The organism is Pseudomonas gingeri, assembly GCF_013386115.1.
Taxonomy (GTDB): Bacteria; Pseudomonadota; Gammaproteobacteria; order Pseudomonadales; family Pseudomonadaceae; genus Aquipseudomonas; species Aquipseudomonas gingeri.
In genome coordinates this window covers 444,383-470,448 of the sequence record NZ_JACAOR010000002.1, presented here as the reverse complement: position 1 = coordinate 470,448, position 26,066 = coordinate 444,383, and the positions used below count along the sequence as shown (strand labels likewise).

Annotated in this window: 22 protein-coding genes, 1 tRNA gene and 2 pseudogenes; 11 read left to right on the top strand and 14 right to left on the bottom strand. The window is 56.1% G+C overall.

Annotated elements, in window-relative coordinates:
* Window positions 1-14 precede the first annotated feature (14 nt).
* The 4 genes from HX881_RS06860 to HX881_RS06845 form a co-directional block, all read right to left on the bottom strand.
* Window positions 15-1,049 carry a DUF1254 domain-containing protein gene (locus HX881_RS06860; RefSeq protein ID WP_177083598.1) on the bottom strand — a complete coding sequence of 345 codons (1,035 nt, stop codon included), beginning with the start codon at window positions 1,047-1,049 and terminating at the stop codon, window positions 15-17.
* Window positions 1,050-1,214: 165 nt separating this feature from the next.
* Window positions 1,215-2,198 carry an AraC family transcriptional regulator gene (locus tag HX881_RS06855; RefSeq protein ID WP_177065140.1) on the bottom strand — a complete coding sequence of 328 codons (984 nt, stop codon included), beginning with the start codon at window positions 2,196-2,198 and terminating at the stop codon, window positions 1,215-1,217.
* A gap of 273 nt (window positions 2,199-2,471) precedes the next feature.
* Entirely contained in the window at window positions 2,472-3,485 is a 1,014-nt protein-coding gene (locus HX881_RS06850) for a hypothetical protein (protein WP_177083596.1), read from the bottom strand.
* Between the two features lie 662 nt (window positions 3,486-4,147).
* Entirely contained in the window at window positions 4,148-4,555 is a 408-nt protein-coding gene (locus HX881_RS06845) for a hypothetical protein (RefSeq protein WP_177083594.1), read from the bottom strand.
* A gap of 464 nt (window positions 4,556-5,019) precedes the next feature.
* Here HX881_RS06845 and HX881_RS06840 point away from each other — a divergent pair.
* The 8 genes and pseudogenes from HX881_RS06840 to HX881_RS06805 all read left to right on the top strand — a co-directional run.
* Window positions 5,020-5,157: pseudogene (locus tag HX881_RS06840) on the top strand (toxin-antitoxin system HicB family antitoxin); the annotation flags it as partial.
* 748 nt (window positions 5,158-5,905) lie between these two features.
* Window positions 5,906-7,216: an Eco57I restriction-modification methylase domain-containing protein gene (locus HX881_RS06835; protein ID WP_177083592.1), complete on the top strand. Its 1,311-nt coding sequence runs from the start codon at window positions 5,906-5,908 to the stop codon at window positions 7,214-7,216.
* 32 nt (window positions 7,217-7,248) lie between these two features.
* Window positions 7,249-9,594 (top strand): sensor histidine kinase, encoded by a 2,346-nt coding sequence (locus tag HX881_RS06830; protein WP_177083590.1) that lies wholly within the window; start codon window positions 7,249-7,251, stop codon window positions 9,592-9,594.
* A 21-nt stretch (window positions 9,595-9,615) separates the two neighbouring features.
* Window positions 9,616-10,707: a hypothetical protein gene (locus tag HX881_RS06825; RefSeq protein ID WP_177083588.1), complete on the top strand. Its 1,092-nt coding sequence runs from the start codon at window positions 9,616-9,618 to the stop codon at window positions 10,705-10,707.
* Between the two features lies 1 nt (window position 10,708).
* A complete protein-coding gene (locus HX881_RS06820) occupies window positions 10,709-11,464 on the top strand; it encodes a hypothetical protein (RefSeq protein WP_177083586.1) in 756 nt (251 codons plus the stop codon).
* Window positions 11,465-12,164: 700 nt separating this feature from the next.
* Window positions 12,165-12,500 carry a LexA family protein gene (locus HX881_RS06815; RefSeq protein WP_425503462.1) on the top strand — a complete coding sequence of 112 codons (336 nt, stop codon included), beginning with the start codon at window positions 12,165-12,167 and terminating at the stop codon, window positions 12,498-12,500.
* Between the two features lie 23 nt (window positions 12,501-12,523).
* Window positions 12,524-13,777 (top strand): annotated as a pseudogene (gene umuC, locus HX881_RS06810) (translesion error-prone DNA polymerase V subunit UmuC).
* Between the two features lie 200 nt (window positions 13,778-13,977).
* The gene (locus HX881_RS06805; protein WP_177083584.1) at window positions 13,978-14,289 is read left to right on the top strand and encodes a helix-turn-helix domain-containing protein; all 312 of its coding nucleotides are present in this window, start codon (window positions 13,978-13,980) and stop codon (window positions 14,287-14,289) included.
* A 28-nt stretch (window positions 14,290-14,317) separates the two neighbouring features.
* Here the strand turns inward: HX881_RS06805 and HX881_RS06800 are convergent, their stop codons facing one another.
* The 5 genes from HX881_RS06800 to pdxR form a co-directional block, all read right to left on the bottom strand.
* Window positions 14,318-14,701 carry a type II toxin-antitoxin system RelE/ParE family toxin gene (locus HX881_RS06800; protein WP_177083582.1) on the bottom strand — a complete coding sequence of 128 codons (384 nt, stop codon included), beginning with the start codon at window positions 14,699-14,701 and terminating at the stop codon, window positions 14,318-14,320.
* An 872-nt stretch (window positions 14,702-15,573) separates the two neighbouring features.
* Complete coding sequence (locus HX881_RS06795) at window positions 15,574-15,927, bottom strand: hypothetical protein (protein ID WP_177083580.1); 354 nt, start codon at window positions 15,925-15,927, stop codon at window positions 15,574-15,576.
* Entirely contained in the window at window positions 15,927-16,433 is a 507-nt protein-coding gene (locus HX881_RS06790; RefSeq protein ID WP_177083578.1) for a type II toxin-antitoxin system antitoxin SocA domain-containing protein, read from the bottom strand. The genes HX881_RS06795 and HX881_RS06790 overlap by 1 nt, the downstream gene beginning before the upstream one ends.
* A 263-nt stretch (window positions 16,434-16,696) precedes the next feature.
* A tRNA-Thr gene (locus tag HX881_RS06785) sits at window positions 16,697-16,772 on the bottom strand.
* An 83-nt stretch (window positions 16,773-16,855) separates the two neighbouring features.
* A complete protein-coding gene (gene pdxR / locus HX881_RS06780; RefSeq protein ID WP_177083576.1) occupies window positions 16,856-18,295 on the bottom strand; it encodes a MocR-like pyridoxine biosynthesis transcription factor PdxR in 1,440 nt (479 codons plus the stop codon).
* A 165-nt stretch (window positions 18,296-18,460) separates the two neighbouring features.
* On the opposite strand from pdxR, the gene HX881_RS06775 reads away from it, so the two are divergent.
* Together HX881_RS06775 and HX881_RS06770 are read left to right on the top strand one after the other, a co-directional pair.
* Window positions 18,461-18,937, top strand: a complete 477-nt coding sequence (locus HX881_RS06775; RefSeq protein WP_177083574.1) for a carboxymuconolactone decarboxylase family protein — start codon at window positions 18,461-18,463, stop codon at window positions 18,935-18,937.
* On the top strand, window positions 18,927-19,379 hold the full coding sequence (locus HX881_RS06770) for a GNAT family N-acetyltransferase (RefSeq protein WP_177083572.1): 453 nt from the start codon (window positions 18,927-18,929) through the stop codon (window positions 19,377-19,379). The genes HX881_RS06775 and HX881_RS06770 overlap by 11 nt, the downstream gene beginning before the upstream one ends.
* Window positions 19,380-19,685: 306 nt before the next feature.
* On the opposite strand, the gene HX881_RS06765 is transcribed toward HX881_RS06770, so the two are convergent.
* The 5 genes from HX881_RS06765 to HX881_RS06745 all read right to left on the bottom strand — a co-directional run bounded on the left by HX881_RS06765 (window position 19,686) and on the right by HX881_RS06745 (window position 24,074).
* On the bottom strand, window positions 19,686-20,897 hold the full coding sequence (locus HX881_RS06765) for a methyltransferase (protein WP_177083570.1): 1,212 nt from the start codon (window positions 20,895-20,897) through the stop codon (window positions 19,686-19,688).
* A 192-nt stretch (window positions 20,898-21,089) separates the two neighbouring features.
* A complete protein-coding gene (locus tag HX881_RS06760; protein WP_177083568.1) occupies window positions 21,090-21,779 on the bottom strand; it encodes an ABC transporter permease in 690 nt (229 codons plus the stop codon).
* Window positions 21,779-22,471: an ABC transporter permease gene (locus tag HX881_RS06755; protein ID WP_177083566.1), complete on the bottom strand. Its 693-nt coding sequence runs from the start codon at window positions 22,469-22,471 to the stop codon at window positions 21,779-21,781. Before HX881_RS06755 ends, HX881_RS06760 begins: the two co-directional genes overlap by 1 nt.
* 66 nt (window positions 22,472-22,537) lie before the next feature.
* Complete coding sequence (locus HX881_RS06750) at window positions 22,538-23,287, bottom strand: ABC transporter substrate-binding protein (protein ID WP_017126999.1); 750 nt, start codon at window positions 23,285-23,287, stop codon at window positions 22,538-22,540.
* A 13-nt stretch (window positions 23,288-23,300) separates the two neighbouring features.
* The gene (locus tag HX881_RS06745; RefSeq protein ID WP_177083564.1) at window positions 23,301-24,074 is read right to left on the bottom strand and encodes an ABC transporter ATP-binding protein; all 774 of its coding nucleotides are present in this window, start codon (window positions 24,072-24,074) and stop codon (window positions 23,301-23,303) included.
* A gap of 534 nt (window positions 24,075-24,608) precedes the next feature.
* On the opposite strand from HX881_RS06745, the gene gabP reads away from it, so the two are divergent.
* Window positions 24,609-26,000, top strand: coding sequence for a GABA permease (gene gabP, locus HX881_RS06740; protein ID WP_177083562.1), 1,392 nt, complete (start codon window positions 24,609-24,611; stop codon window positions 25,998-26,000).
* Window positions 26,001-26,066: the final 66 nt, after the last annotated feature.

The following is a 26,066-nucleotide window of genomic DNA, read 5'->3' as shown; positions in this document are numbered from 1 at the left end:
GTTGATGTACTTGATTAGAGTTTGACGGGCTGCGGCTGTGGAAAACGCCATTGGCCATTGAGTATCTGGTAACTTGGCTGATAGAGCCTGACCGTATAGTTCCAGCCGGGAGGGGTAGGCAGGCAGTTGGCAATCTTGCCGTCACAGCCGCCGAACTGGATGACGATCGAGCCATCGTCACTTTTCCTGGCCGTGAGGTTATTCAACGAGTAGGCGTCATACGGGTTTTTCTGGAAGTAGCCGTCTGCGTTGTAAACACTCACAGACCAGAAACTGTTGACCGGGACATCTCCTACTTTGAGCCGGTAAACGGTTTTCCCATCGTTCTTCGGTATGGCGCTGCCAAGGTAGATCGCGTCCCTGGCCGGGTTTCCGCCCCAACCCGTCGCGGTTCCGATCAGGTGATGGATCGGATTGACCTTGCCCTTGGGACCAAAGGATTGGTTGTAGTCGGGAATCGTCGAGCCCAGAACGGCCAGGGCATCGCGTATCTTTTTCTGGCTCGCCTGATCCCACTTCGGCACCACGAACTCCCCGCTTTGGGCCTGGCTGACCTTGATTGCATCCTGCAGCGCATGCACCTGCTCAAGGTCCTGGCGATCCGTGGGATCGAAGAACAGGCGGACAGCGACAAAGACATAGCGTGTGCCGACAGCCTCTTTCGTCAGCATATGGTCGCCGGCTTCGTAGAGGACGGCGGGTACGTATTGATCTTCGTTGACCACTTGCATCGACATGAAGCGCTTGCCGGCCTCGGGCAACGTGATCGTCACGGGGCCGGCATCGAGATCGAACACCGCCGAGGAGTAAAGCGTGTCCCGGTTCATGCGGATGACATTCTGAGCGTCGATGGGCACCGGTTCGCGGCTATGCACAAACTGACCAAAACCCCCACTCGCCACCATTTTTCCCATGTAGAGATCGGACTCGGCACGGACAAAGTTATCCACACCAACCGGTATCGCCGCATCTGAGGATGACTGGGCGTTCGCACCTGCAAAAGTTGCCAGCGTCAGGGCAAGGATGCAGGCCATGGATGAATGGGACATTGAAACCTCGTGGTCTTATAAGTTGGCGTTACCTTTTTGACTCTATAAGAACGTCCTGGTGGAAACTTGCCATTTGGTGCCAAAAGCGAAGCGGGCGCGTGCCGGTAGGGCAGCGCCTGAAGGAGGGGAATGCTCGGGAGGAGGGTGATGGGTCAGGCGAGGATGTCAGCGATCGTGTTGCAGGACCGCGCGATAGCGCGATGGCGGGCTCCCGGTCCAGCGCTTGAAGGCCCGAGTAAAGTGCGCCGGATCGCTGTAGCCGACCATATAGGCAATTTCCGTGGCGGTGTATTTACCGCTGGCGAGTAACTGAAAGGCCTCGTTGCGACGGGTTTCGTCACGTAAAGCGTCGAAGTCGATACCGCAATATTCGAGGCGACGCTGCAACGTTCGAGGCGACATTCCCATCTTTCTTGAAATGCTGGCGAGCCTGGACTGTTCCTGGTCGGATATCTGCCTGGCGAGCACATCGGCCGCCCGAGCGGTGGAGCTCAAGGCGCGGGTGGTCTTCCAGGCATCATCGCGGGTGTTTTGCAGGGGAATCTCGAGCAACTCACGATCGAATTCGATCATGTTGTACTCGGCGTTCATTTCGAGGTTCGCGCCCAGGTATTCTTCGAGCGCCTCGTCTCCTCGCTCCCTCGGGTTTTTCAGATGTATGCGTATGGCGCCAGGCTCGCCGGACATGAGAGGCACTTTTCTCAGCACCGCGAGGGTGCCGAGAATGACCTGCTTGGGATCGGCCCCGTGCTGCCCGGTAAATTGCTGGATCAGCCTCGTCGTACGGCCCTCGGTGATGATTTTTACTTCCCCGCCCTGATGCAGCAATTTCGTATGCACCGCCGCCGCCGCACAAGCCTGGGCGAGGTTGGTCGAGCCCAATATCAATTCGCCCCAGGCACCGAGGGAGCCCACTTCGATCAGGTGTCCCACGCAGGCCCCGGCGAAGGGATCCTGGGTGATCGCCGCCATTTCATTGGCGATATGAAAGCAGGCCGCTCGCGGTACCCAGGCATCAGGGTTCTGAAACACATGAGGGGAAATATCAAAACGCCGAAAGAACTCCAGCGGTGACACCCCCCGCATGCCCAGATAGGGAGCTATCGGCCGAAGGGTGCTGAGTTTGATGGAGGGCGTTGCATTCGTCATGGGCGTTCACACCGGTATCATCGCTTGTTCGACATTCGCACCGTACCGTCGCCAATGCATTTCAAGGCGCAAGCCGTTTCAAAAAGCATAAGGCAGCATAGGCGAGATTCGCCAGCGCTCACCGCAACCCATACGAGTAAACCCCCACATCATCGCTGTCATACCCGTTCCCCGTGGCGGCTGCAGCCGGTGCTGGCTGGGGGGATGCCGGAGAATGGCAGGTTGACCGGTTGAGCACTATCACTCAAGTAAAATGTTGCAGCGGTATCGCCGTCACTTATTGTTTGTTGAAGTTGTCGGTGTGACAAATTCTGCGTCATTACTCGTTTGGATGGTCGTTGAAGGGGTGAACCATTTTTTGTTTGATTCCAGTTTTGCAAAATCAATCCATCCATTAGATAGCTTTGGCATGTTTTTCTTGTTTTTCACCGCGCTCTCTATTTCTGAAAATTTGAGGTGTAGTATTTCGCTCTTCGCATCGCTGTCGCAGAACATGAAGGAGTGAAAGGATTCGGCGAACCAGATTTCATATTTTCCTGAGCTGGCGACACTGTAGAACTGCACGATGGGGTCTTCCTTGAAGCCAGTCAGGTTACAGATATCAAACATCAGGATCTGTAACACCCCTTGGGGCAGATGCTTCTTTCTATTATCGATTTCTGTTCTTATCGTCCTCTCGACATTTGTTTCCAGCTGATCTTGCATCTGGATCGGCTTGTCAAGTAGGTCAAGGAAATCTATCATTTTACTTTGCGGGGTTTTCAGTTCAATCGCAAAGATTTGTTGGTTTTTGCTTACGTAGTAGTCTGGAAATGTCCCGGCAAAACTACCCTTGTCGCTCCTCACGTCGTTAAGTCCAATCGCATAATGATTAAACAAAAAGCTCTTGGTTTTTGCCAGGCCATTCAAGAATCCGGGCTCTTCGACTACGCTGGTGCTGATGTTTTTACCGCGAAGCGCTTTGTTGTGTTTTACAAAAGTCATGGCTCTGGAGAAGAACAGGTAGCCTTTGGCATCCAGCATTTCATATATTTTTTCTTGTGATACAGACTCGCCAACCATGTATTTCGTTTTTTTATCCGTATGCTCAAGCTCTTCCTCCATTTTGGTTTTTATTTCGAATGGCTCTGCTATCAAGCTATGTTCGCGTTTGTTTTTCGCGATTTTTTCTTTTTTTTCTTCCTCGACTTGTATGAACGTGCTTGTTGCAATGTCAGTATTTGATGAGGGTACGGGTGAGGGAGTTGTGGGTTTCTTGGGGGGCAGGGCAAACGGATTGGGTTGCACCGCTTTTACCAGAAATATTCCCGGGTTCTGTATTGATTTGGATATGGGTTTCCCACATGTCCCACACTTGTATTTGTACCATAAGTCAGGGCTTATCTCTTTTTCCGATCTTGAGGGCTGTTTGCAGTTGATATTCGAGCACTCATAAAAATATGGCATGCATGCCCCCTGGGTTTGATGTCTGTAGCGGGTACGGTTCCACCAGACTGAAATACCCATCTGAAGCAGAAAGGATCATCAGCACATCGTTCAAGTAGAGTCAGGCTAGTGTAGAAGAGGATTTCCATTCGGCAAGGCCGAGACCAGGGCTCTAAATGGGCCCTCTGGACGGCCACCGTTTCCGAGTGCTCCTGGCCGTTTTCGTGACACGCAGGCGCCCCGAGAAAACCGGTCAGTAATCGTCCCAAAACACCGGCCTTGACTCAGCAGGAATTGAGCGCCCGCAGGGGGCGCAGCTCCAGCACCTGCCCGATCAGATTGCGCAGCGGCTGGAAGTACACCTCTCCGAACACCATGAACTCCAGTGCGGCACCATTCAGGGTCTGGCTGGTGTGGAAAGCGGTTCAGGTGGGCGGGCGCGGTAGTTGGGGGACTGCGGGCTGGAACGTCTAAGCAGCAGGCCTCGGCAACCGCCGAACCGGGCGGCTGCCGAAAGGCCGGGTTCAGCTCGACAGCTGCGGCTTGGCCCCTGCAAGCAGAGAGTCCACCACCGTCCGCGACAGCTCCAGCGCATGCATCACGCCCCTGAACAGATCGCGATCAACGCCGTGCAGATGAGGACCGATTTCATCGGCATTCAACTCGGCGACTTTGAGCAAATCCGAGACATGGGTCAACGCGACCGTGGCGGTGATTCCTGGTTGTACGGAAAACAGCGGTGACCTATGGGCGCAGTCGGGAGGGGCAGTGTTGAAAGCAGTGGTGGTGAGAGTATCGAGCAGCAGACACGGCGGTGGATCTGCATTGATCTGTTCTAAAGCGTCGTAGACGACATCGCATAGACAGTCGCTCTTTTCAGAAAGACTGGAAGTGCGGCAAGGAGGCGGATCGGGGGTGATTTTCTTAGCCATTGTGGAACTCCAACTTTTAGTAAGAAGGGTTCTCCACACTCGCTGCGAGACAAGGGTGGCGAACTGTACGCAGGTTCGCAGACCGGAAAGTTGGCAACCGGCAGGCATAAGCCTCCTACGCACAGCCCGCCATAACGCAGACATGAAAAAGCCGCTTACGCGGCGCTGTGCGCCAACCAACCGGGCTGCGAAACCCGCATCGCTGATTTTGCAGCGACCCTCGGAATGTAGACCCGGCAGTAAGCGCACACAACATTCTCCCACGTCCAAAATGCGTAGGAAATATGAGTTTTTTTGGAAAGCCATTTCTGCGCATTACAAGGCACCGGGGTGGAGCTCAACCAATCCCGTACCTGGAGTCGACCGATTTGCTCCCCGGTCTGCGTGCATCAGCGGCTACTGGCAGTGCTTTGACGTTGTGTGAACAGGTCGTTGGTCCGAGCGTGTAGCTCGGTCGTGCTCCACGGAAGCCCTACTCCGGCAATCTGAGCTTGCGACAGGTTCCGGCTCTTCATGCCACAGTGGTAGTCAAGGCGCAGTCGGCTCACAAGAGCATCAATCTGTGGGGGGCCGATGTCCTGGATCGCGAGGTTCACGCCTGATCCTTCTCAAGCCAGGCGGTCTCATCAGAGCGGGCTTTTGATTTTAAATGGAGGCACCAGGAGTCGAAAAAACAAGTATCTATATTATTTATAATGGCTTTTATTTTTCAGATACGAGCCTCTACCTCTAAAAGTATCCTTTAGCATTCGCTCGACCTTTTATAAATGCCGAACGGTTAATACATACTTGGCAAAACCTGCTGCGCAATGGCTGGCCGGCGCCACGCAGAGGTTACTAGAGAGCCTTGCACTTTTCTCTACGTGGTCAGGTACAGCGGGAGTCTGTGGTTGAAAAAAGCGCGGCGGCGGTAAGGTCTTGCGGCGAACCTTCGCCGTGACTACTTGCCCCCGCCAGAGATCTGCGAGCTTTCGTGGCTGCTCTGACCTCTCCTGTTTTTCATCGAAATTTTACAGTAATGTTGTTACCTTCAACTACCCCAAGGCTTAAGTCAACGTTCGTTCGTACATGTTCGCAGCCCGCGGTGGGATCTAACGGCGGAGCATGAACGTCTGTCATGATAGTTTCACCTCGGACTAATTGTCGTCTATCAGTGCGTTAAGCAATTATAAGAAAGATCTTCTCCGGAACTAATATGTTAGTCGCCAGTTTGCTAGTTTCATATTAACAATGGTCAAGGCAAGCGCCATAGGTAATCAAAAATTTGTCGAAAGCTGAAAGGGTTATTGTTCAGGCTAATGAAATTATGTATGATCTTCAGAATTTAGGTTTGGCTTGGTATCGGTTGGCATGAAAGAATCGCACTTAACTCGCTGTCAGGTCGAGACGCCTCATGATGTGGTTCAATTGGTATGGGATTTAATTTCCAATCAGCGTCCAGATCAAGTCTTTGACACGGTATTAGATCTTGGCGCTGGTGATGGTCGATTCAGTAAGGCTGTCGATCGATATAATAAATACGTGGGGATAGAAAGAGATAAAACCAAGGCGACCAAGGCCAGAATTCCCTCAAGTGCAAAGCTAATAGTTGCTGATGCTTTCGCTTGGAAAGGGAAAGACTTCGATTTGTGCATCGGCAACCCCCCATATATTCGTCATCACGGCTTAGAGCCAACATGGCGTGACTCAGCATTGCAAACCATCATCAAAAGCGGCGGGCCAGCGTTAAAAAAAACGGCTAATGCATTTATTATTTTTTTGGCTCAAGCCCTTATTCGTACCAATTCCAATGGATTGGTAGCCCAGGTAGTTCCTTATGAGTGGGTCAGCAGACCCAGTGCTAGTGAATTAAGAAACTTTATTGATGCTAATGGCTGGTCTGTTCACGTTTATCGATTTGATACTAATATTTTCCCTACTGTCCTGACCACTGCATCTATTACAATTATTGACAAAAGTATCCGGGACGGAAAATGGCACTTTGGTACAATTACTCGTGACGGTGTCGTGACGGCGGCAGACCATGCATCTGGAACCCCACTAAAAGTTATTTCCTACAAGCATGGAACCGAAAAATGCAGAGCGTTGCGCGGTCTAAGTCCAGGAGGGCAAGAGATTTTCGTTCTCACTGAAGAGGAACGCCTTTTTTACTCCTTGAAAAAGGGACGAGATGTTCGTCCCTGTGTGACCTCCCTTCGCTCTTTAGAGCAGGAAATGGCTCTGTTGGACAAGGAGTCTTTTGAACGCCGGTTTGTTCGTACTGGAACGCGCTGCTGGCTGATACGAAGCGATCTCGACAAGCACTCACCACAGCTCGTCCGCTACTTGGAGAGCGTACCGCCCGCTGCCTGGGAACGTTATTCCACCTGTAGAAATAGAGAAACATGGTGGCGTTATCGCCCCCACCCGGCTCCGGCGCTACTCGTAGCTTCTGGCTTTACCCAGAAGGCCCCAAAAATCCTCGTAAACGAGGTAGGTGCAGTGGCGGTAGGCTCTGTCTATGGCGTACTACTAGCTGACACGAGTACTACACCCGACATGATGGCAAATCGCCTAAGGACCTTTGATTTCCATGAGCGATTGGTGCACCATTCGAATGGCCTTAAAAAGCTTGAAGTCAAGCAACTCAATGCCGTCTTGAGCGAGCTCCTCCTCGATTGATTTTTTTGGGACAATTTACTAGGCGCAACCACATGGCTACGGATGACCAAACAGGCGTCAAGACTGCTCAATTTAATATCAGCGCAGCTCTGTTCGAGGAGCTTGGCGAGAGGCTGGTTAGCAAGCCTGAGATTGCGCTCGCAGAGCTGATCAAGAACAGCTATGACGCAGATGCTAAAACCTGCACAGTCAAAATAACCCATACTGAAATCGAGGTTTCTGACGACGGTCATGGTCTGACTGAGCATGAATTCTTGAATAACTGGATGGTCGTCAGCAGTTCTAAGAAAGCCATCGACAGACGTTCCCGAAAGTTCAAGCGAAGTATGGCCGGCTCCAAAGGAGTTGGGCGTTTCTCAGCGAGATTTCTGGGAACGATACTCATTGTCAATACTACAGCGAGCGATCCGAAAACCGGACGCTTATCAACACTGCGCGCCGAATTTGATTGGATTGCTATATCTCAGCAAAGCAAAGTTTCAGATATTAGGATTCGTTATAGGGTCACGCCTGCGTTGAGGAATGCCACAACTGGCATGACACTCACAATTAAAGCACTCAGAGAAAACATCGCAGATCTACCGATCGCCAAGGTTCGCAGCGACGTGCTTCGATTGGTTAATGCCGCCGAAGGTTTGGAAGCGCCCGATTTTAATTTGAGCGATTCCGAAACCGGTGATCCAGGGTTTGAAGTGCAATTCCCAGGTGACGAGAAGTATGGGGATGATCCCGAAAATCTTGCTAAGTCAATCCTAGATCGTTACGTTGCACGCGCGCGAGTCAGTGTGGACATCAATGGGACAGTAGATTTCAAAATCTTCTGGAAGGGTAAAGTTAAGGCTGTTGAAAAGAAGACATTTAAACTGAGCACTTTGGCTAGGCCTTATCTCGCGAAGACCTTTGTGGCGTACACAGGTAACAAAAACGCTAAGGGTCTCCCCGAAGAGCTTGAGGGAATCGATTATCTACCTCTGGCGGGTGCCATGAACAGTCCCATGTTCATAGACATACGATTCTTCCCCAATCGCCAAGGTACATTTGCTGGGCTGCCGGTGAATGGCAAGCGAGCTATGTCTTGGATGAGAGAAAACGCTGGTATCTCTGTGGTGGATAACGGCTTCGCGATGCCAGCATACGCTGCGGAGAGCAGTGACTGGCTAGGGATTGAAGCGTCGAAAGCCAAGAACGAGCGAAACTGGCAATCAGTGTTCACCCCCGCGTTCTATCCAATGGATCCGACCGTTAAGCGCAGCACCAGGCTCAACCCCATGCTTGCGCTTCCAAGGATGTCTCAGCTTGTCGGGCGGGTGCATGTAGCAACGCAAAAAGTTCCTCCAGGGATCAAGGATGATGACAACTGGCTTCATCCGAACATGGACCGCGAGCAACTTAGGGATAATGGTGCCTACAGATTGCTGTGGCATCTTGTGCGATTCACCATCGAAGCACTTGCACATTTCGACCGGACCTTCCGCATCGTCGAAGACCAAGCTAAGGAAGAACTTGCCCGAGAGAATGCACGAAAGGGGCTCTCGGCCACAATTGCACAGATTAGCGCATCATCAGAAATCAATGATGATCACAAGCAGGCAATACTACGACAGCTTTATGAAGTCGAGGAGCAGTACTCAGCCGCTGAAGAGCATGAAAAAAATGTTCGGATGTCTCTTGAGCTAATGTCTTTAATGGGCGTCATGGCTGGCTTCATGACACATGAATTCGACAAAACGTTGGAGAGCATCCATAGCGCTGGGCAGATTCTGAAGCTCCTTGCTCGTGATCACGACGAGCTCACGGACCATGCCGAAACTGTACTTCGAAACGAAAAGGCCTTAGCCCAACAGGCGGAGTACATGCGCTTGTATGTAGGTCATTCACGTAAAATTACCGTCACGCCTTTTCGGGCCAAAGCGCAGCTCAAGGCCGCAACCCGGACTTTGGAGTCGCTTGCTGAAGATCACGACATTGAGATCGAAATCGAGGTCGACTCTAAGTTGCCCGGTCCATCGGTGCCACTCGCGGCCTATCATGGTGTCGCCGTTAATCTGGTCTCCAATGCAATGAAAGCTTTGGTAGCGAAAGCCGGAGATGGCGTTCGCAAAATAAAGCTTTTCGCCGTCAACGATGATGACGAACACGTTTTAGTATGTGCTGACAACGGCATTGGTATTCCCCCATTCCTCAGAGACAGGATTTGGGACCCACTCTACACAACGACCGAAAACTCGGATGACAGAAATCCAATGACCTCAGGGCTTGGTTTGGGGCTACCTCTGGTTAAACGCGTTGTCGACAGCGTTGGCGGGAGGATTGAGCTCCTGAAATCAGCACCGCCTGAGTTTTCAACGGCCTTTAGAGTTACATTTCCGATCAGTTAATGGATTAAAAGAGCGGCTAGTATGTGCAAAGTACTTATAATTGAAGATCAAATCGAGACTATTGATAAGTTCAGAGCCCTAGCTGAAGGCAGTGAGCTTTCGTTCGTATCGCCTGCGGATATAGGTTTAGTAGATTTTAAACCGACAGAGAATGAAGCGGTAGAAGAGCAACTCGCAACATACCTGAAAGACCGCATCGGTGAGCATGGGATCGACCTAGTCCTTCTGGACACGGACTTGTCTCGTGGTCGAAAACTGCAAACACACTCTAGCTATAAAGCAGCGCTACGCGAATTGGGTATGCCCGTATGCCGCTATCAAAAAGGCGGTACGCCGTCCCAGTTTGAGCAGCTCCCTCAGCTACAGCGCACCATCAGAGATGGTGCTTCAGCAATTTGGATCCCCAGAGCTATCGTGAGTGGGGATCGGATGGATGAGCTTGTACCGCGCTTGATCGCTATAAGTCGAGGCTTTAAAGCTACTTACGAAGCCCTACAGGCTTCACCCGAGCTCTTGAAAGGCAGGCATAGTCCTACTGATGTCTTGGCAACAGTTTTGGGGAGCCCGGAACTTTCTTACGAATTTCTTGGGTATGCGGCTCAAAACCTGGTCTACTTCGCTAATCCTGAAGCGGACGTTGCGGAGCATCAGATTTCCGAGCAACGGCGCTTCGCTACCCAGCTGGGATATTGGTTGTTTAACTACATCATGATGTTCCCAGGCCCAATTCTGAGCGAGCCGTCAGCGGCTGCTTATCTTAACATTCAACCGGATGAACTGAGTAAACATCCGGAGTTAGGTGAGGCGCTAAAGGCAGCCCAGTATCAGGGACCATTTTCTGAAGTTGCTCCATACTTCTGGCGCTATGGCCTGATCGAGCTTCTAAATCTCTTCGATGGCGACATTGTGAGAAGCGAGGCGTTTCGCTCTCTGGAAATCGCCAGGGTTGACACACAATCACCGGACTCTGTCGCATACATATGCTTGGTATCTGGCAACGTGATAACTGAGGAGCAAGCCGCACCTACGCCGGACTGGGTACCTACCGGTGCCAGCGAAGCAAAAATTGATGATGAAGTGCTGTCTGAATTAGGACCGTTGGCAGGGATTTGAAATGGAAGCATTCACGGTTTTCAAGCGGCATGTGCAGCAAATACACGATGCGGCTGGTGTCATCATTGCGAAAAAACAGATGGGCACACCTAAATGGCCTGAATTAATTGCCAAGGAGGATGGCGAAGGATTCAAAGTGGAATTCTCACAGCCTGCAATACTTTGGAATACCCCTCTGAGAGGTTCGTCGCGCTCATCTGCAAGAAGAGCAATTCTGATGGACGGGAGTTTTAATTTTAAAGGCACAGTCTTTGAAAGCGGCAGCGCCTGCCTTGAGGTCTACGAGATAAAGACAGCTGGCGGAAAGTGCGAACTAAACCTGCTAGAGGCTATGCACTTTGATATTGAGCCCGATGCCGAATTTCAGTCTCCATTCCATCCCATGTTTCATGTGCAGTTCGGCAAGAATAACCGCTGGAAACTCCACGAACTTGTAGGGCGCGTGGCGGCCCTGAATCGAATGGACATAGAAAATGTCAGCATAAATCGCGATATTGCTATGCACATTCGTGATGTCCGTATACCGACGCCACAGATGGACTACCTATCAATGCTTGTTATGGTCGTGGCCGATTATTTCTGTGAGAAGAAAGATAGGCATGATGTTAAAGCTGGATTCAAAAATCTTATTCATAAGGTAATGGATCAAAATAACATTGCTAGAGTCGGTAGGCAATCGATAGAACTTGAGCAACGATGGGCTCGACCAGAAAAACCGTTTGCAGCTGGTCACTGGTATCAGGAAAGTTGTAAGTAAAGATAGGGCTTGTCCAAGCTGCGCCTTCTCTTTAGCCGTAAATGAGAGTGGGGATAGATGGTGTCCAACCATCACATCTCGCGTTGTTGTGCCCCTGTTGGTACGCCTCTGGGGCTCAGCACGCTCAGTACGACACTTGCTCACCCGTTACCTCTGGTGCGCTAAAGGAGAATAAGGTCTGAGCAAAAAACAGCGAACTGGGGAGTGCTGGTTGCCAGAGGCTGGTCCGAGATTTAGCGTACCTCCATTCGCACGGGCTGGGATATGGGTTAACAGCTGAGAGCTCAAGATGAGCTTGTAAGTAAGCCCTTTCAAGTCCGATCCACATCAGACTTACAATTATTTCAACCAGAGTTAAATTAAATACCCGTCTTCAATTAGGGAGCTACATACTCTGCCCCATTATTCCGTGTCTATCGCTGCAGTTTCTCAGTCGCTTGCTATTCAGGGCGAGATAGCTTAGCAGCGCGCACTCATTATCATTTAATGATTTACTGACGAATAAAGTTTCCCCTTTGCTCTAGGCTACCTCGGCTTGGCCGACAGCTGTCAGTCGTGACCTTCAATATCAAAGTCTCACTTAGAGATTGAAAATCCATGTCGCTCCTAGGCGTCGAGTGAGAAGCTTGACTGTCAGGGAAAAAAAGGAAAAAAGGGGACAGGAAAAAAAGGGGACAGATTTATTTTTAGGAAAATAAATCTGTCCCCTTTTTTTTGTCCCCTTTTTTTCCTGTCCCCTTTTTCGTCCTTTTTCACTCGAGCGCCCCATGTGTACCTGGTGTCGATTGAGGGGGACAGCATGCAGGGCGCTGGGATTTTCGATGGCGACTTGGCCGTGGTGGACCGGCCCATGGAGCCGCTGCACGGGCACATCGTCGTTGCACTGCTGAACAACGACCCGGTCTGCAAACGGCTGTGCAAACAGGGGCCCGAAGTCATCCTGAAATCGGAGAACCCCAGGTACCCGGCCCGTTACGTCATGGAAGGCGATGAGCTGTCGATCTGGGGGGGTAATTATCTTCAGTATGCCCATTAACCCCCCCTGAACCGGTCTTTGCGCTGATCGACTGCAACAGCTTCTATGCCAGATGCGAGCGGGTGTTCCGGCCTGACCTCGCGCATACCCCCTTCGTGGTGCTGAGCAACAACGATGGTTGTGTGATTGCCCGCTCCGCGGATGTCAAGCCGCACATCAAGATGGGCGAGCCGTATTTCCAGATCCGGGACAAGCTCCGTCAGCACGGCATCGTGCCGTTCTCCTCGAACTATGCGCTGTATGGGAACATGAGCCAGCGGGTCATGACTGTGATCGAGTCTATGGTGCCGGCGCTGGAGGTCTACAGCATCGATGAGGCCTTTGCCGAGCTCACCGGTATGACTGAGGACCTGGAGCTGCTGGGACGCCGTATACGCGCCCAGGTGCTCAGGAGTACCGGCATTCCGGTCGGGGTGGGCATTGCCGGTACCAAGACCCTCAGCAAACTGGCCAACCACGGTGCAAAGAAGTGGCAGGCGCAGTTGGGCGGTGTCCTGGATGTCCGGGCACCGGACCGCCGGGAGAAGTTGCTCAAGGCCTGAGACGTCTCGGACGTCTGAGGCATTGGCCGAAAGATGACGGCGCACCTGGAAGGGATGGGCATCAGAACCGCCTGGCAGCTCTCACAGGCTGATCCCTGGGTGCTGCGTAAGCACTTCAGCGTGGTGATCGAAAAGACCGCCCGTGAGCTGGCAGGAAGGCCGTGCTTGGAACTGGATGAGCCCGACGCCCCCAAACAGGAGATCTGCTGCAGCCGGATGTTCGGCAGGCGGCTGAAGGAGCTGCCACCGATCAAAGAGGCCGTGGCCACCTACATGATGCGGGCCTCAGAAAAGCTCAGGGCCCAACGGTCGCTGTGCAAGAAAATCCGGGTGAGCATTCGGACGGGAATGTTCAACCCAGAGGAGGCCAAGTACGCCAATGGGGCGGTGATCGATCTGCCGTACCCCACGGACGACGTGCGCCTGCTCACGAAAATGGCAGTGGACGCCCTCGACCAACTCTTTCGGCCCGGCTTCAAGTACAGCAAAGCCGAGGCCCTACTCCTCAACCTCTGCCAACGAGGTGAGTACACCGATGACCTGTTCGCCGCCTCTCAACCCGCCAACACCTCGAAAGTGATGACCGTCCTGGAGCAGATCAACGAACGATGGGGCAGGGGAACGCTACGTGCGGCCAGCGTCCCGCTGAACCCCGAGTGGGGCATACGACGAGAGATGATGAGCCAAAGCTATACGACGAAAATCGAGCAGCCATGGCAGGTCTCAAGCCATTAACGGAGGAGCCAACGGTGACGTCTTCGGCGATGTGTTGGGTGAAATATATTTCGCCTTTGGGGTTGCATATGTTATCAAAATTGATAACAATCTATTCGTCCTTGACAGAGCCGTCAAAGGCTTCGGCGGATCTTCGTTGATCCTATTCGCATCACAAGCAGAGAAAATCTACCTCCAAACCATTTTGGGAGGTTCCTAGCATGAATCAGAATCTATTCGCTCGTTTTACAGATGATCCGGTTGAGTACAACATGAAGCATCTGAAGACTCAGCTCTTCATGGTGCTGATCACCTTGATCCGGCAGGAAGGTTGGAGTCAGGCCGCTGCTGCACAGGCATTGAAGATTAGCGCCCCTCGCATGAGCAATCTGTTCAAGGGCCACTTGGAGAAATTCTCCATCGACACATTGTTGGAGATGTTAGTGCGTATCGGCTACAAGCTAGATGCTGACTTCAACCCAGCAAACCTGGACCAGCCTCTGGTCATGAACCTAAAAAAGGCGATGCTGTAAAAGCCATCGCCCAGTTCACCGCTTAACGTTACTTCTTGCGCTTTTCCTGCTGTAGTAGCCGGGTCAGGCGCGTCGTCACAACGTTGATGATTTGGCTATCACGACCTTCGGCGGTCTTTTCTGTTGCGTGTACTACAACGATTCTGCCATCCAGTTTCGTGTAGTAAACGCAACGGAAGGCAGGACTACCGTTGATGATCAGTTCGCTTACACCTTTTTCCATCCCTTTCAGGTTTTTGACTTTGCACGTGGGGGGAAGCCCTTTGGCAATCATCATCAGGTCCTGTAAGAAGCGGTCTCGCTGTTTCTCTGGCAGCTTTTTGAACTCTTTCTCCACAGCTGAATCAGGGAAGAATTCGATTTTCTTTTCGGGTTTAGCGGTGGTGTCGGTATCGGTGAAGCATTGGGTCATATGGACCTCCAGAATTGGGTGGGTGAAAGTCTTTCCATAGGATGAAATTCGACATTTCATGCATCTCATGAGTTAAAAGAAGGGAGGTCTTACGGCCTCCCGACTGGGGCTAGGCACGAATGTGGCTAGCTGAGAGGATGTTATAAGGATTTATAACTGTTATCCACTGGCCAACAAGCATCCTACGATGCTCACTGAACGCTTGATCGTGTTAAAAGGATTAAATGTGATTGGCATCAAGCAGAAGGGCGCGTCTAGAAATGCCAATGATTAGTGGCACATTGCTGGTTTTTTGCTAGCTTCAGACCATGTAAAAAACTTAGCGGTAGCCCGTTAACGTCGTATAGCTAAAATTGTTTCCAGAGGTTTCGGGGGGAGTGATACCCACCGATTGCGGCCGCTCTAGCCGCTAAAGGTGATAGTGCTTGGGCCCGTTCCCGGCGGATGCCAATCGGATAACCCAAGCGCTGGAGCTGAATGCTTGCGGCGATCCTAGGTGCGCCAATAGCAAGCGCCCGGCAAGGCGCTTTATAAATGCCAACCTTCAACAGTTGGCAGCGCTGCCAGCACGAAACAGGGCTATTGCCATGTTTAGGCTGCGTTTGAAAGCGGTACAGGTGGAAATTAATCTTTGGGTTATTGTGTGGTTTGCATGCTGGCTCATTGATCGATTCTCTTCCTAGGCTGTGAAAAAAGGGGACAGATTTATTTTCCTAAAAATAAATCTGTCCCCTTTTTCCGTCCTTGGTGCAGGCACTGTCGGCGGGAAAAGGCACCGATTCAGTTCAGCATCGGAAATCGACCATTCTCAAGGCGCGCACGATGTTCCTGGAAGCAGGTCGCAGTGGTGAGTCGAGGGCACTGCGTGGCGATCACTTCTTGGTGGCAGAGCCGAACACGAAGCCGAGGGCTGATGTTGTAAGTCCATACAGCCATTTTCTGGCTTCATTGAGCTCGGGAGATTCTTGCATGAAGAAGCTGCCAACGATCAGAAGGGCCGAAATGGCAATCACGAAACCGGCAATGTTGGTGGGGGCTGCGCGGTCAGTCGCTCCCCAGAATTTACCCAGCCAACCGAGGTTCTGTTGATTGTGCTGCAGGCGAAAATGCTGTTGGCCGTTGGCGAAAAATGCATTTTCATCGTTGCCTGAGCCGTTGAGCACCGGTGTAGCGGCTTCAGCGGCAGGATCAATAGGCAGTGAGCCCAGGCTTTTGGTCTGGTTCATCAGGCCTGGACCGCCGCCTGACCATTCTGAGCTTTCTGGGTCGCCTCCTTGAAGTGAGCCGCGATCATCGGGAACGGAATGTCTACACCGCGTACCCCTTTTGCCGCAGACCAGGTCATATCCCAGGGAGTGCCAGAGGCATGGGTCATTTCGGAGAGTCGAATGCCGGAGTAACGACCATAACTGTTATAGACGTTTTGCAGGAAGGTCCGAATCTCAGGGTCGGCCGGAACGGCCGCTTCTCTGACGCCCAGGGCGTCATACTCGAATGCCTTGCCGGCGATCTCGCCTGAGCCGAAGCGCTTGAATTCGTGATACAGCGAGGGAATTACGGGGCCGTACTGCCAGGCTTCGACTGCTTCGTTGATCAGCGGTTGGTCGGTGTAGCCGGCATACCAGCCATGGGCGTAATAAACGAGTTTCTGCAGTTTCATGGGGCTAATGGACTCGCCTCTGGCAGCAGCCAGTTCGAGAAAGTAATTAGCTATCGACTTTGCATCGAACACGTTTTCCCTCCTTCAGCAACCTCGGCAACCAGGCTACCGGAACGCCCAGGCCCCTCGCAGATCCAGCCAATGCAACTCCTTCGGAGGCTAGTATGGCACCGCAATTTCGGGTCCCATCATAAATAGCTATAGGCTAAACGCAAGGATAAAACTGTATCTATATACAGTTGTTTGTGACTGCCTGATAACAAGCCTTGTTACGTGTCTATTGCTCGTGCAGAAACAACAAAGCCCTCACATTTCTGCGAGGGCTTTGTTTTGTATGGTGCCGGCACCAGGAGTCGAACCCGGGACCTACTGATTACAAGTCAGTTGCTCTACCAACTGAGCTATACCGGCGTGTCAGGGCGACGATTATAGCGATTGGCGGGGTTCTGTAAACCCCTGATATCTGACTATTTTTGCCGGGCCGGCATTCTCTCTCACGGCTCCTGTCGGCAACCCCGGGCTTCGTCCCCATGGGACGAGCGTGTCGCATCGATCACCGCCAGCAGGCGGCGCGCCGTTGCCGTCGCCTGTTCGGCCGATATCACGTTGGTAAAACCCATCAACAAACCGCCTTCTTCCCCGGCGATCAATTGCCAGCGCGACAGAGGCTCGATGGCCAATCCCGCCGCCCGTGCCTGGTCGGCGATGCGGGTGTCCGGTACATCGATCAGCAGGCGCACCAGCAGGTTGATGCCGCCGGCCTGGGGGTCGACCTTCAGGATGCCGCCGCACACATTTTCCAGGGCGTCGACCAGCAAGGCCCGGCGCGCGCTGTACAGCTGGCGCATTTTCTTCAGGTGGCGGGTGAAGTGGCCCTGGCTCAGGAAGTCGCTGACGGTCGCCTGCAACAGTTCCGGGCAGCGGTTGCGCAGTAGGCGGGCAACACGTTCAAAGGGCTCGACCTGTCCTCGCGGCACCACCAGGTACGCCAGCCGCAGTCCAGGAAACAGCATCTTGCTGAAGGTCCCGGCATACAGCACGCGGTCATGCAGGTCCTGGCTCTTGAGGGCCGGCAGCGGGCGGCCGCGGTAGCGGAACTCGCTGTCGTAGTCGTCTTCCAGGACCCAGCTTGAGTGCCGCTGTGCCCAGTCGAGCAGCGCCCGCCGTCGCTGCGGGCTCAGGGCCACGCCCAGCGGGCTCTGGTGCGCCGGGGTGACCACCGCGAGCCGGGCCGTGGGGGTCAGGCTGATGGCGTGTTCCACCTGCAGGCCATCGCTGTCCACCGGCACCGGCAGCAGTTGTACCCCGCGATTGAGCAGGATCTGGCGCGCATGCAGGTAGCCGGGCTCTTCGAACCAGCAGGTCTGGCCGGCCATTTCCAGGCTTTCGCAGATCAGTTCGAGCACGGCGTTGTAGCCGGTGCAGATAAATACCTGGTCCGGTGTGCACTGCACGCCCCGGTACAGCCCCAGGTACGTGGCGATGGCCGAGCGCAGGGGCGCATAGCCGCGTGGATCGCTGAAACCCAGGCTGGCGATATCGGTTTGCCGGGCGCGCTGGGTGATGAGCCGCGCCCAGAGTTTGCGCGGAAAGGCATCCAGCGCCGGCATGCCCAGTTGCAGGGGCAACGGTTGATCCTGTGGGGTTGGCGCGTTGTCTTCCAGTGGGCTGGCGGGGGCCGCGGCGACGGGCAGATCGAGGGCGATGATGGTCCCGGCCTGGCCGCGTGCCGTCAGGTAGCCCTCGCTGATCAGCAGTTCATAGGCCGCTTCGACGGTGCCCCGTGCCAGGTTCAGTTCGGTTGCCAGGGCTCGGACCGAGGGCACGCGGTTGCCGGGGCGCAGTTGGCCATCGTCGATGGCGCCGCGAATGCGTCGATAGACCACCAGGTATTTGGGCAGGCCCGGTTCGGCGGCTGGGCTGGCAATGGGCATGGCAGTTTCCGTGGTCATGCGGGACGGTCGAGTTTAAACCCATGGGGCGCCGGATTCAGCAGGGTCATGTCTCAAGCGGCTTGCTCGATCTTGGCCCTGTCGAGCGGTTGGCGTGGGCAGCAGACTGGAGGCCGTTACTTCACCGACCTCATGGGAGAACCGGGCATGACCCAACGTCTCAACTATTTCGATGCCGCGCCCCAGGGCTACAAAGCGCTGGGCGGCGTAAAGAGCTATGTGCAGGGCTGCGGGCTGGCGCCGGAGCTGATCGACCTGGTGTACCTGCGGGTGTCGCAGATCAACGGCTGCGCCTACTGCATCAACCAGCACTCCCGCGACCTGATCAAGCTCGGTGTGAGCCAGGACAAGGTACAGCTGGTGCCCGTCTGGCGCGAAGCCGAAGCGCTGTTCGATGCCCGTGAACGTGCCGCCCTGGCCTGGGCCGAGACGGTCACCCTGGTGCATCAGACGCAGATTCCGGACGAGGACTACAAGGCCGTGGCTGCGGTCTTCGCTGACAAGGAACTGGCCGACCTGACCCTGGCCATCGGCCTGATGAATGCCCTGAACCGGGTCGGTGTCGGTTTTCGCCTGGTGCCGCCGGGTGTGCGCGAGCATGAGGAGGCGTGCCGTGGACAATAACCTCGTCTATACCCTGATCGAAACCGAAGCCGCGTGCCGCGAGTGTTTTGCGGTGATGCGCGAACTGCGTCCGCATCTGACCGACGAGCAGTTCTTTGTCGAGCAGGTCTTCCGTCAGGGTGAGCAGGGCTACCGCTTGCTGGCGTTGCGTGAGCGCGGGCAGGTGATCGGCCTGGCGGGGTTCCGGGTGACGGAGAACACCCTGTATGGACGCTTCATTTATGTCGATGACCTGGTGGTGACGGCCGCGCAGCAGCGTCGCGAGCTGGGGGCCGCGTTGCTGGAGGAGGTGCGTCGTCATACCCGGGCCCTGGGTTATCGCTACCTGGTGCTCGACACCGGTCTGCATATGCCCTTGGCGCAACGCTTCTATTTCCGCCAGGGAATGCTGGCCAAGGGCATGCACTTCGTCCAGGACCTGCGGTTGGGGCCAGCGACATGAGCCGCGCCCTGTTGCTGAATGTCAGCCTCCATGGCAAGGCGGTCCGGGGCCTCCAGGGCCGGGGAAAACACTGCGTTATGTCCATTGGCTAGAGCGCTTATGCACAAGTGGTTGGTCGCTGGCGGGCCGGGAAAGCGAATTTGTGGACTCGTTCTCATCACGGTGCAACTACCTGTTTTTTCGGTGCTTTATTTTATGAACAAAAAATGACCAGGCAGGCTTTGGCTCTACAGGCTTTGTTTTCCGCGGTTGTCTAGCAAAAGCATCAACAGAGTTATCCACAGGCTGGACATGGCAATGTGACAGTTAGCCGCGTTCCGCCAGGAGCATCAGGTTGCGCGGCGTCAGCGGGCTTTCGCAGAACTGGCCGAGGCGAACGCGGTAACCCTGTGCTTCGAGGAACAGCGCACGGTCGAGCACCAGCCAGAGTTCCAGCGGACGGCGGAACAGGCCGCGCAGCAGTTCCAGGTTGCGGACCTCGGCCAGTCGTCGCCAGCCTGCTGCTTCCAGCTGTGTCCAGTCCTGATTCCCCACTGTGGATAACTCCTTGAGCGCGGCCAGGTCGTGGCAATAGTCGGCGAACGGCTTGTCGAGCCAGGCGCTGGGCAGCGAGGGGGTCGGCAGGTAGTCGTCGCTCTGGCGCAGTCGGCGTTGCAACAGGTCGAAGGCCAGGCGGCGGGCCATGGAGGTGTCGCGCTGGCGCCGCACCCGGGCACCGGCGGTCACGGTTTCGCTCAGGGGCAGGGCCAGGTCGTCCAGCGACAGGTGCAGCTCCGAGGCCTGGGCGGCGACGGACAGGGCCTGGTAGTGGTCACTGCCGATGCGGTTGTAGCAGCACGGAGCGATCGCCAGTTGCCGACAGCCGGCGCGGCTGGCGAGCTGCATCAGGCGTACATGCAGGTCGCCGCAGGCGTGCAGGGCCACCGGCGTGTGCCCGGCGTTCAGGCGTGAACCGGCATCCGCCGCCATGACGTCTTGCTGGACGTGCTCGGCGGGCAGGTGATGATGCCGGCTCAGTTGCTCGCCGCTGGCGACCAGGGCCGGATCGTATTCCAGGCAGGTCAGTTGCTGGCCGGGTTGCAGCAGGCGGCGGCCGAGATGGCCCTTGCCGGAGCACCAGTCGAGCCAGTGCTCGGGCGAACGGGCGAAGTCGAGGCGGGCGGCGAAGGCTTCGATCTGCTGCCATTTGCGGCCGGGGACATCGACGTTCAGGCGGTGATTGGCGGGCGGCAGGGCGCTGGCGTGGAGGGTGCCGACAGCGGCCAGTGCGCCGGATTCGGCTGCCAAGGCCGGAAACGGCGCCGGGGCGGCAAGCTGCTCCGGATGGTTGTGGCTGGTTTCGGCGTCGTCGAGGCTGCGCTGGCGTAGCCAGGTGGCGAGTTGCGGGTGCTGGTTTGCCCACGGCAGGTGCAGGTGGGTGAAGGGCCGTGGGCGCCAGAGGTGCTGATGCGCCGAGAGAAATGTATCCAGGGCCTTGAAGCGGGTATGCAGGTCGGGGCCTTGGAGGATCAGGGGCATGTCGCGGGCTCCGGGTTGGCGTCTTCGCGGGTGAAAGCCAATTTAAAGCAACCGTGGGACCTGTAGGCGCCGGCTTGCTGGCGATGGCGGTGGTGAATCTTACATCGCCATCGCCAGCAAGCCGGCTTCTACGGGGGATCGCGTTCAGGCTATGGGGCGGCAGGGGAGGTCAAGTCCCCTGTGCAAACATCCCTAGCGCCCCTGGCAGGCGTCGACCCGCATCCAGCGTTCCAGCTGCTTGAATGCCTGTACCAGCAGGAACGAGATCACCAGGTAGAACACCCCGGCGGTGAAGAACATGTCCACCGTGAGGTAGTTGCGCGCAATGATGGTCCGGGTCATGCCGGTCAGTTCCAGCAGGGTCACGGTACTCGCCAGGGAACTGGCCTTGAGCATCAGGATCACTTCGTTGCTGTAGGCCGGCAGGCCGATCCGCGCCGCGCGCGGCAGCATGATGTAGAACAGTGCCTTGGGCCGCGACATGCCCAGCGCCCTGGCCGCTTCGATCTCGCCCGGCGGGATGGCCTGGATGGCCCCGCGCAGGATCTCGGCGATATAGGCGGTGGTATGCAGGGTCATGGTCGCCGCCGCGCACCAGAACGGATCGCGCAGGTAGGGCCACATGAAGCTGGCGCGGATCGAGTCGAACTGCGCCAGGCCGTAATACACCAGGAACAGCTGGACCAGCAGCGGCGTGCCACGAAAGAAGAAGATGTAGCCGTAGGGCAGCGCCCGCACGAACCACAGTCTGGAGGCCCGGGCGATGCCCAGTGGCACGGCCAGGATCAATCCCAGCACCACGGCGATGCCCACCAGTTCCAGGGTCAGCAGCGCCCCCTGGAAAAACTTCGGCAGCCATTTGATGATGACTTCCCATTCCATTATGTGGTCCTCACAAAACCGCGTGCGGCACGTTTTTCCAGGAAGTGCATGCCGATCATGGCGAGGATGGTCAGGCCCAGGTACATGAAGGCCGCCACCAGGTAGAAGGTGAAGGGCAGTCTGGTGAACTGCACGGCGTTCTGCGCCTGGCGCATGATTTCTTCCAGGCTGATGACCGAGACCAGCGCGGTGTCCTTCATCAGGATCATGAACAGATTGCCCAGCCCCGGCAGGGCGATACGCCACATCTGCGGCAGGATCAGCCGGCTGAAGATCCGCGCCTTGGACATGCCCAGCGCGACTCCCGCCTCACGGTGCCCCTTGGGGATCGCCAGGATCGCGCCCCGAAACACTTCCGTGGCGTAGGCGCCAAAGCACAACCCCAGGGCGATGACCCCGGCGGCGAACGGGTTCAGGGCCAGTTCGGGATTGCCGAAGGCATTGCCCAGGGCGCTCATCAGTCCGACGGTGCCGTAGTACATCAGCAGCACCCAGAGCAGTTCCGGCACGCCACGGACCAGGGTCGAATAAGTGCCCCCCAGCCATTGCAGCGGTTTGTACGGTGAAGTCTTGGCCAATGCGCCGAGCAGCCCGAGCACCAGTCCCAGACACAGGGCACAGAGCGCAAGCTTGACGGTCATCAGCGCGCCGGCGGCAAGCGCCGGGCCGAATCCGAAGAGATCAATATTCATGGGCAAGGCAGGCTTTGCTTGGGGACGACCGGCACCTTGCGTCGAGGTGCCGGCCATCGGGGCAGGTCAGAGGATGCTGAACGGGAAGTACTTGTCGTTGATCTTCTTGTAGGTGCCGTCGGCGATGATTTCCTTCAGCGCGGCGTTCAGCTTCTCGCGCAGCGGGTCTTTCTTGCGTACGGCGATACCGATCTTGTCGCTTTCTTCCACCGGGTCGCCCTTGAATTCATAAGCCTTGCCGGCGTCGCTTTTCAGCCATTCGTAGTTGACGTACTTGTCGGCGAGGATGCCGTCCAGGCGACCGGCCTGCAGGTCGAGATAGGCGTTTTCCTGGGTGTCGTACAGCTTGATGCTGATGTCGTCACCGAAGTGGTCTTCCAGGAAGGTGCCGGCCAGGGTCGCACGCTGGGCGCCGATCACTTTGCCTTTGAGCGAGGCCTTGTCAGTCTTGAAGTCGACGTTTTTCGGGGCGATGAATTGCAGCTTGTTGGAATAGTACGGGTCGGTGAAGTCCACGGCGTTCTTGCGATCGGCGGTGATCGACATCGAGGAGATCAGGAAGTCGAACTTATTGGTGTTCAGGGCCGGAATGATGCCGTCCCAGTCCGAGGTCACGACGGTGCATTCGACTTTCATCTTGGCGCACAGGGCGTCGCCGATGTCCTTGTCGAAGCCCACGACCTGGCCGCTGGCGTCCTTGTTGTTGAACGGCGGGTAAGCGGCCTCGATGCCCATTTTCAGGGTCTCGGCGAAGGCACTGGCGCTGAAGGCCATGGAGACGGCAGCGGCCAGGAGGATTTTCTTGTAGGTCTGCATTCGGGTTGCTCCGTTAGCGGTTGCTGGACATGAATTGTTTGCAGCGTGCCGAAAGCGGGTTCTCGAAAACCTGCTGTGGCGTTCCTTGCTCTTCGACCAGGCCCTGGTGCAGGAATACCACTTCACTGGAGACCTGGCGGGCGAAGCCCATTTCATGGGTGACCAGCAGCATGGTACGGCCTTCTTCGGCCAGGGCGCGGATCACGTTGAGGACTTCCTGGACCATCTCGGGGTCGAGGGCCGAGGTCGGCTCGTCGAACAGGATGACCTTGGGTTGCATGGCCAGCGTGCGGGCGATGGCCGCGCGTTGTTGCTGACCACCGGAAAGCTGGGCGGGGTAGCTGTGGCGCTTGTCGGCGATGCCGACCTTGGCCAGCAGGGCCTCGGCGACTTCGATGGCCTCGCGCTTGCTCTGGCCGAGGACGCGGCGCGGGGCCTCGATGATGTTGTCGAGGATGCTCATGTGCGGCCAGAGGTTGAAGTTCTGGAACACGAAGCCGATTTCGCTGCGCAGGCGGTTGATCTGCCGGCCGTCGGCGGCCACCAGTTCGCCGTTTTTCGCGGCCTTGAGCTTGAGTTCTTCACCGTTGACCAGGATCTGGCCCTGGTGCGGGTTTTCCAGCAGGTTGATGCAACGCAGGAACGTGGACTTGCCGGAACCGGAGGAACCGAGGATCGAGATCACATCACCGTCGCGGGCAGTCAGCGAGATACCCTTGAGTACCTCCAGCTCACCGTAGCGTTTGTGCAAGTTGCGGATTTCAAGCGCGGGCGTGGCCTCAGCCATGTGCGTTCCTCATTGTTCTGTTGCGCTCCTGCTGTTGGCGGCCTTCCTGGCGAGCGCCAAGCTAGCATAGGGTTCGGACGGGAGAGGGCGGTGCCGTGGCAGGTTGTCGCATCGGCACAGCTGACTGTCGCCCCATCAACAACCGAACACCCGTTTGACCCGCCTTCAGCGCGGCAGTCGCGTCAAAAAGGGCGCGATGTTGCCAGCTTTGGCCGAGGGTTGGAAGGGTAAACCGGCTCTACGGGCATTGGCTCGCCCTTAAATGGGGCGTAACGATTGTTTTTGCCTGTTTCCGGTGCGTCTGGGTGGGGATCGATCTGGGTGGCTCGGTAACGTTCTGGCGAATTGCCATTAATCTCAATGACTTGCGATTTCCCTTCGGTCGGATGTGTGGGCCCCGGCAGCCGGGAGCTTGTAACATTTTGGCGCAAATCTTGCGTAAAAAATAAAATACGCCCCCGTTGAGTTCCTTTTACAAGGTTGCCAGTGACGAGGGGCGGAATGAATAGCTCTTCATTGCATAGGTAGTCCTCAATGAGCGGTACGCATAATTCCAACAATCTGGAGCAAGGGCTCAAGCCTCGGCATGTGACAATGTTGTCGATTGCCGGGGTGATCGGTGCCGGGCTGTTCGTCGGCTCCGGGCACGCGATTGCCGAGGCCGGTCCCGCCGTGCTGCTGGCATACGCCGCGGCCGGTACGCTGGTGGTACTGGTGATGCGCATGCTGGCCGAAATGGCCGTGGCGTCGCCGGATACCGGTTCCTTCTCGACTTACGCCGACCGTGCCATCGGGCATTGGGCCGGTTTCACCATCGGCTGGCTGTACTGGTGGTTCTGGGTCCTGGTGATCCCGCTGGAGGCCAACGCCGCGGCGACCATCCTGCATGCCTGGTTCCCCGGCGTGGCGATCTGGGCCTTTACCCTGGTCATCACCCTGCTGCTGACCGCGACCAACCTGTTCAGCGTGAAGAACTACGGCGAGTTCGAGTTCTGGTTCGCGCTGATCAAGGTGATCGCGATCATCGGCTTCGTGGTCCTCGGCCTGCTGGCGATCTTCGGCCTGTTGCCGACCAGCCAGGTCAGCGGCGTGTCGCACCTGGTGGATACCGTGGGCTTCATGCCGAACGGCATGGGCGCGGTGCTGGCGGCGATGCTGACCACCATGTTCTCGTTCATGGGGACCGAGATCGTGACCATCGCCGCGGCCGAGTCGAAAGATCCGGGCAAGCAGATCTCCAAGGCCACCAACTCGGTGATCTGGCGGATCGGCCTGTTCTACCTGGTGTCGATCTTTATCGTGGTGTCGCTGGTGCCGTGGAATGATCCGACCCTGGCGGCTGTCGGTTCCTACCAGACCGTGCTGGACCGCATGGGCATTCCGAACGCCAAGCTGATCGTCGACCTGGTGGTGCTGGTGGCGGTGACCAGCTGCCTGAACTCGGCGCTGTATACCGCTTCGCGGATGCTCTTCTCCCTGGGCAAGCGCGGTGACGCGCCGGCGGTGTCCCGGCGCACCAACGCCAGCGGCACGCCTTACTGGGCGGTGATGCTGTCGACGGCGGCGGCATTCCTGGCGGTCTTCGCCAACTACGTCGCGCCGGCGGCGGTGTTCGAATTCCTGCTGGCCAGCTCTGGCGCCATTGCGTTGCTGGTGTACCTGGTGATCGCGGTATCGCAACTGCGCATGCGCCGTCAGCGCATGGCGAAAGGCGAGAAGATCGACTTCAAGATGTGGCTGTTCCCGGGCCTGACCTGGGCGGTGATCGGGTTTATCGTCGTGGTGCTGACGGTGATGCTGTTCCAGGAAGCCCACCGCGTCGAGATCCTCGCCACGGGCTTGCTCAGCGTGCTGGTGGTCGCGGCCGGCCTGCTGGTGGCGCGTCGTCGGCGGCTTGAGAAAGCCGGGCGGGTGGTGATGAGCTGATAGGGCTGGCGTGGTTTGTCAGTGGGGCTTTCGTGGGTCATGAAGGCCTCATCGCCAGCAAGCCGG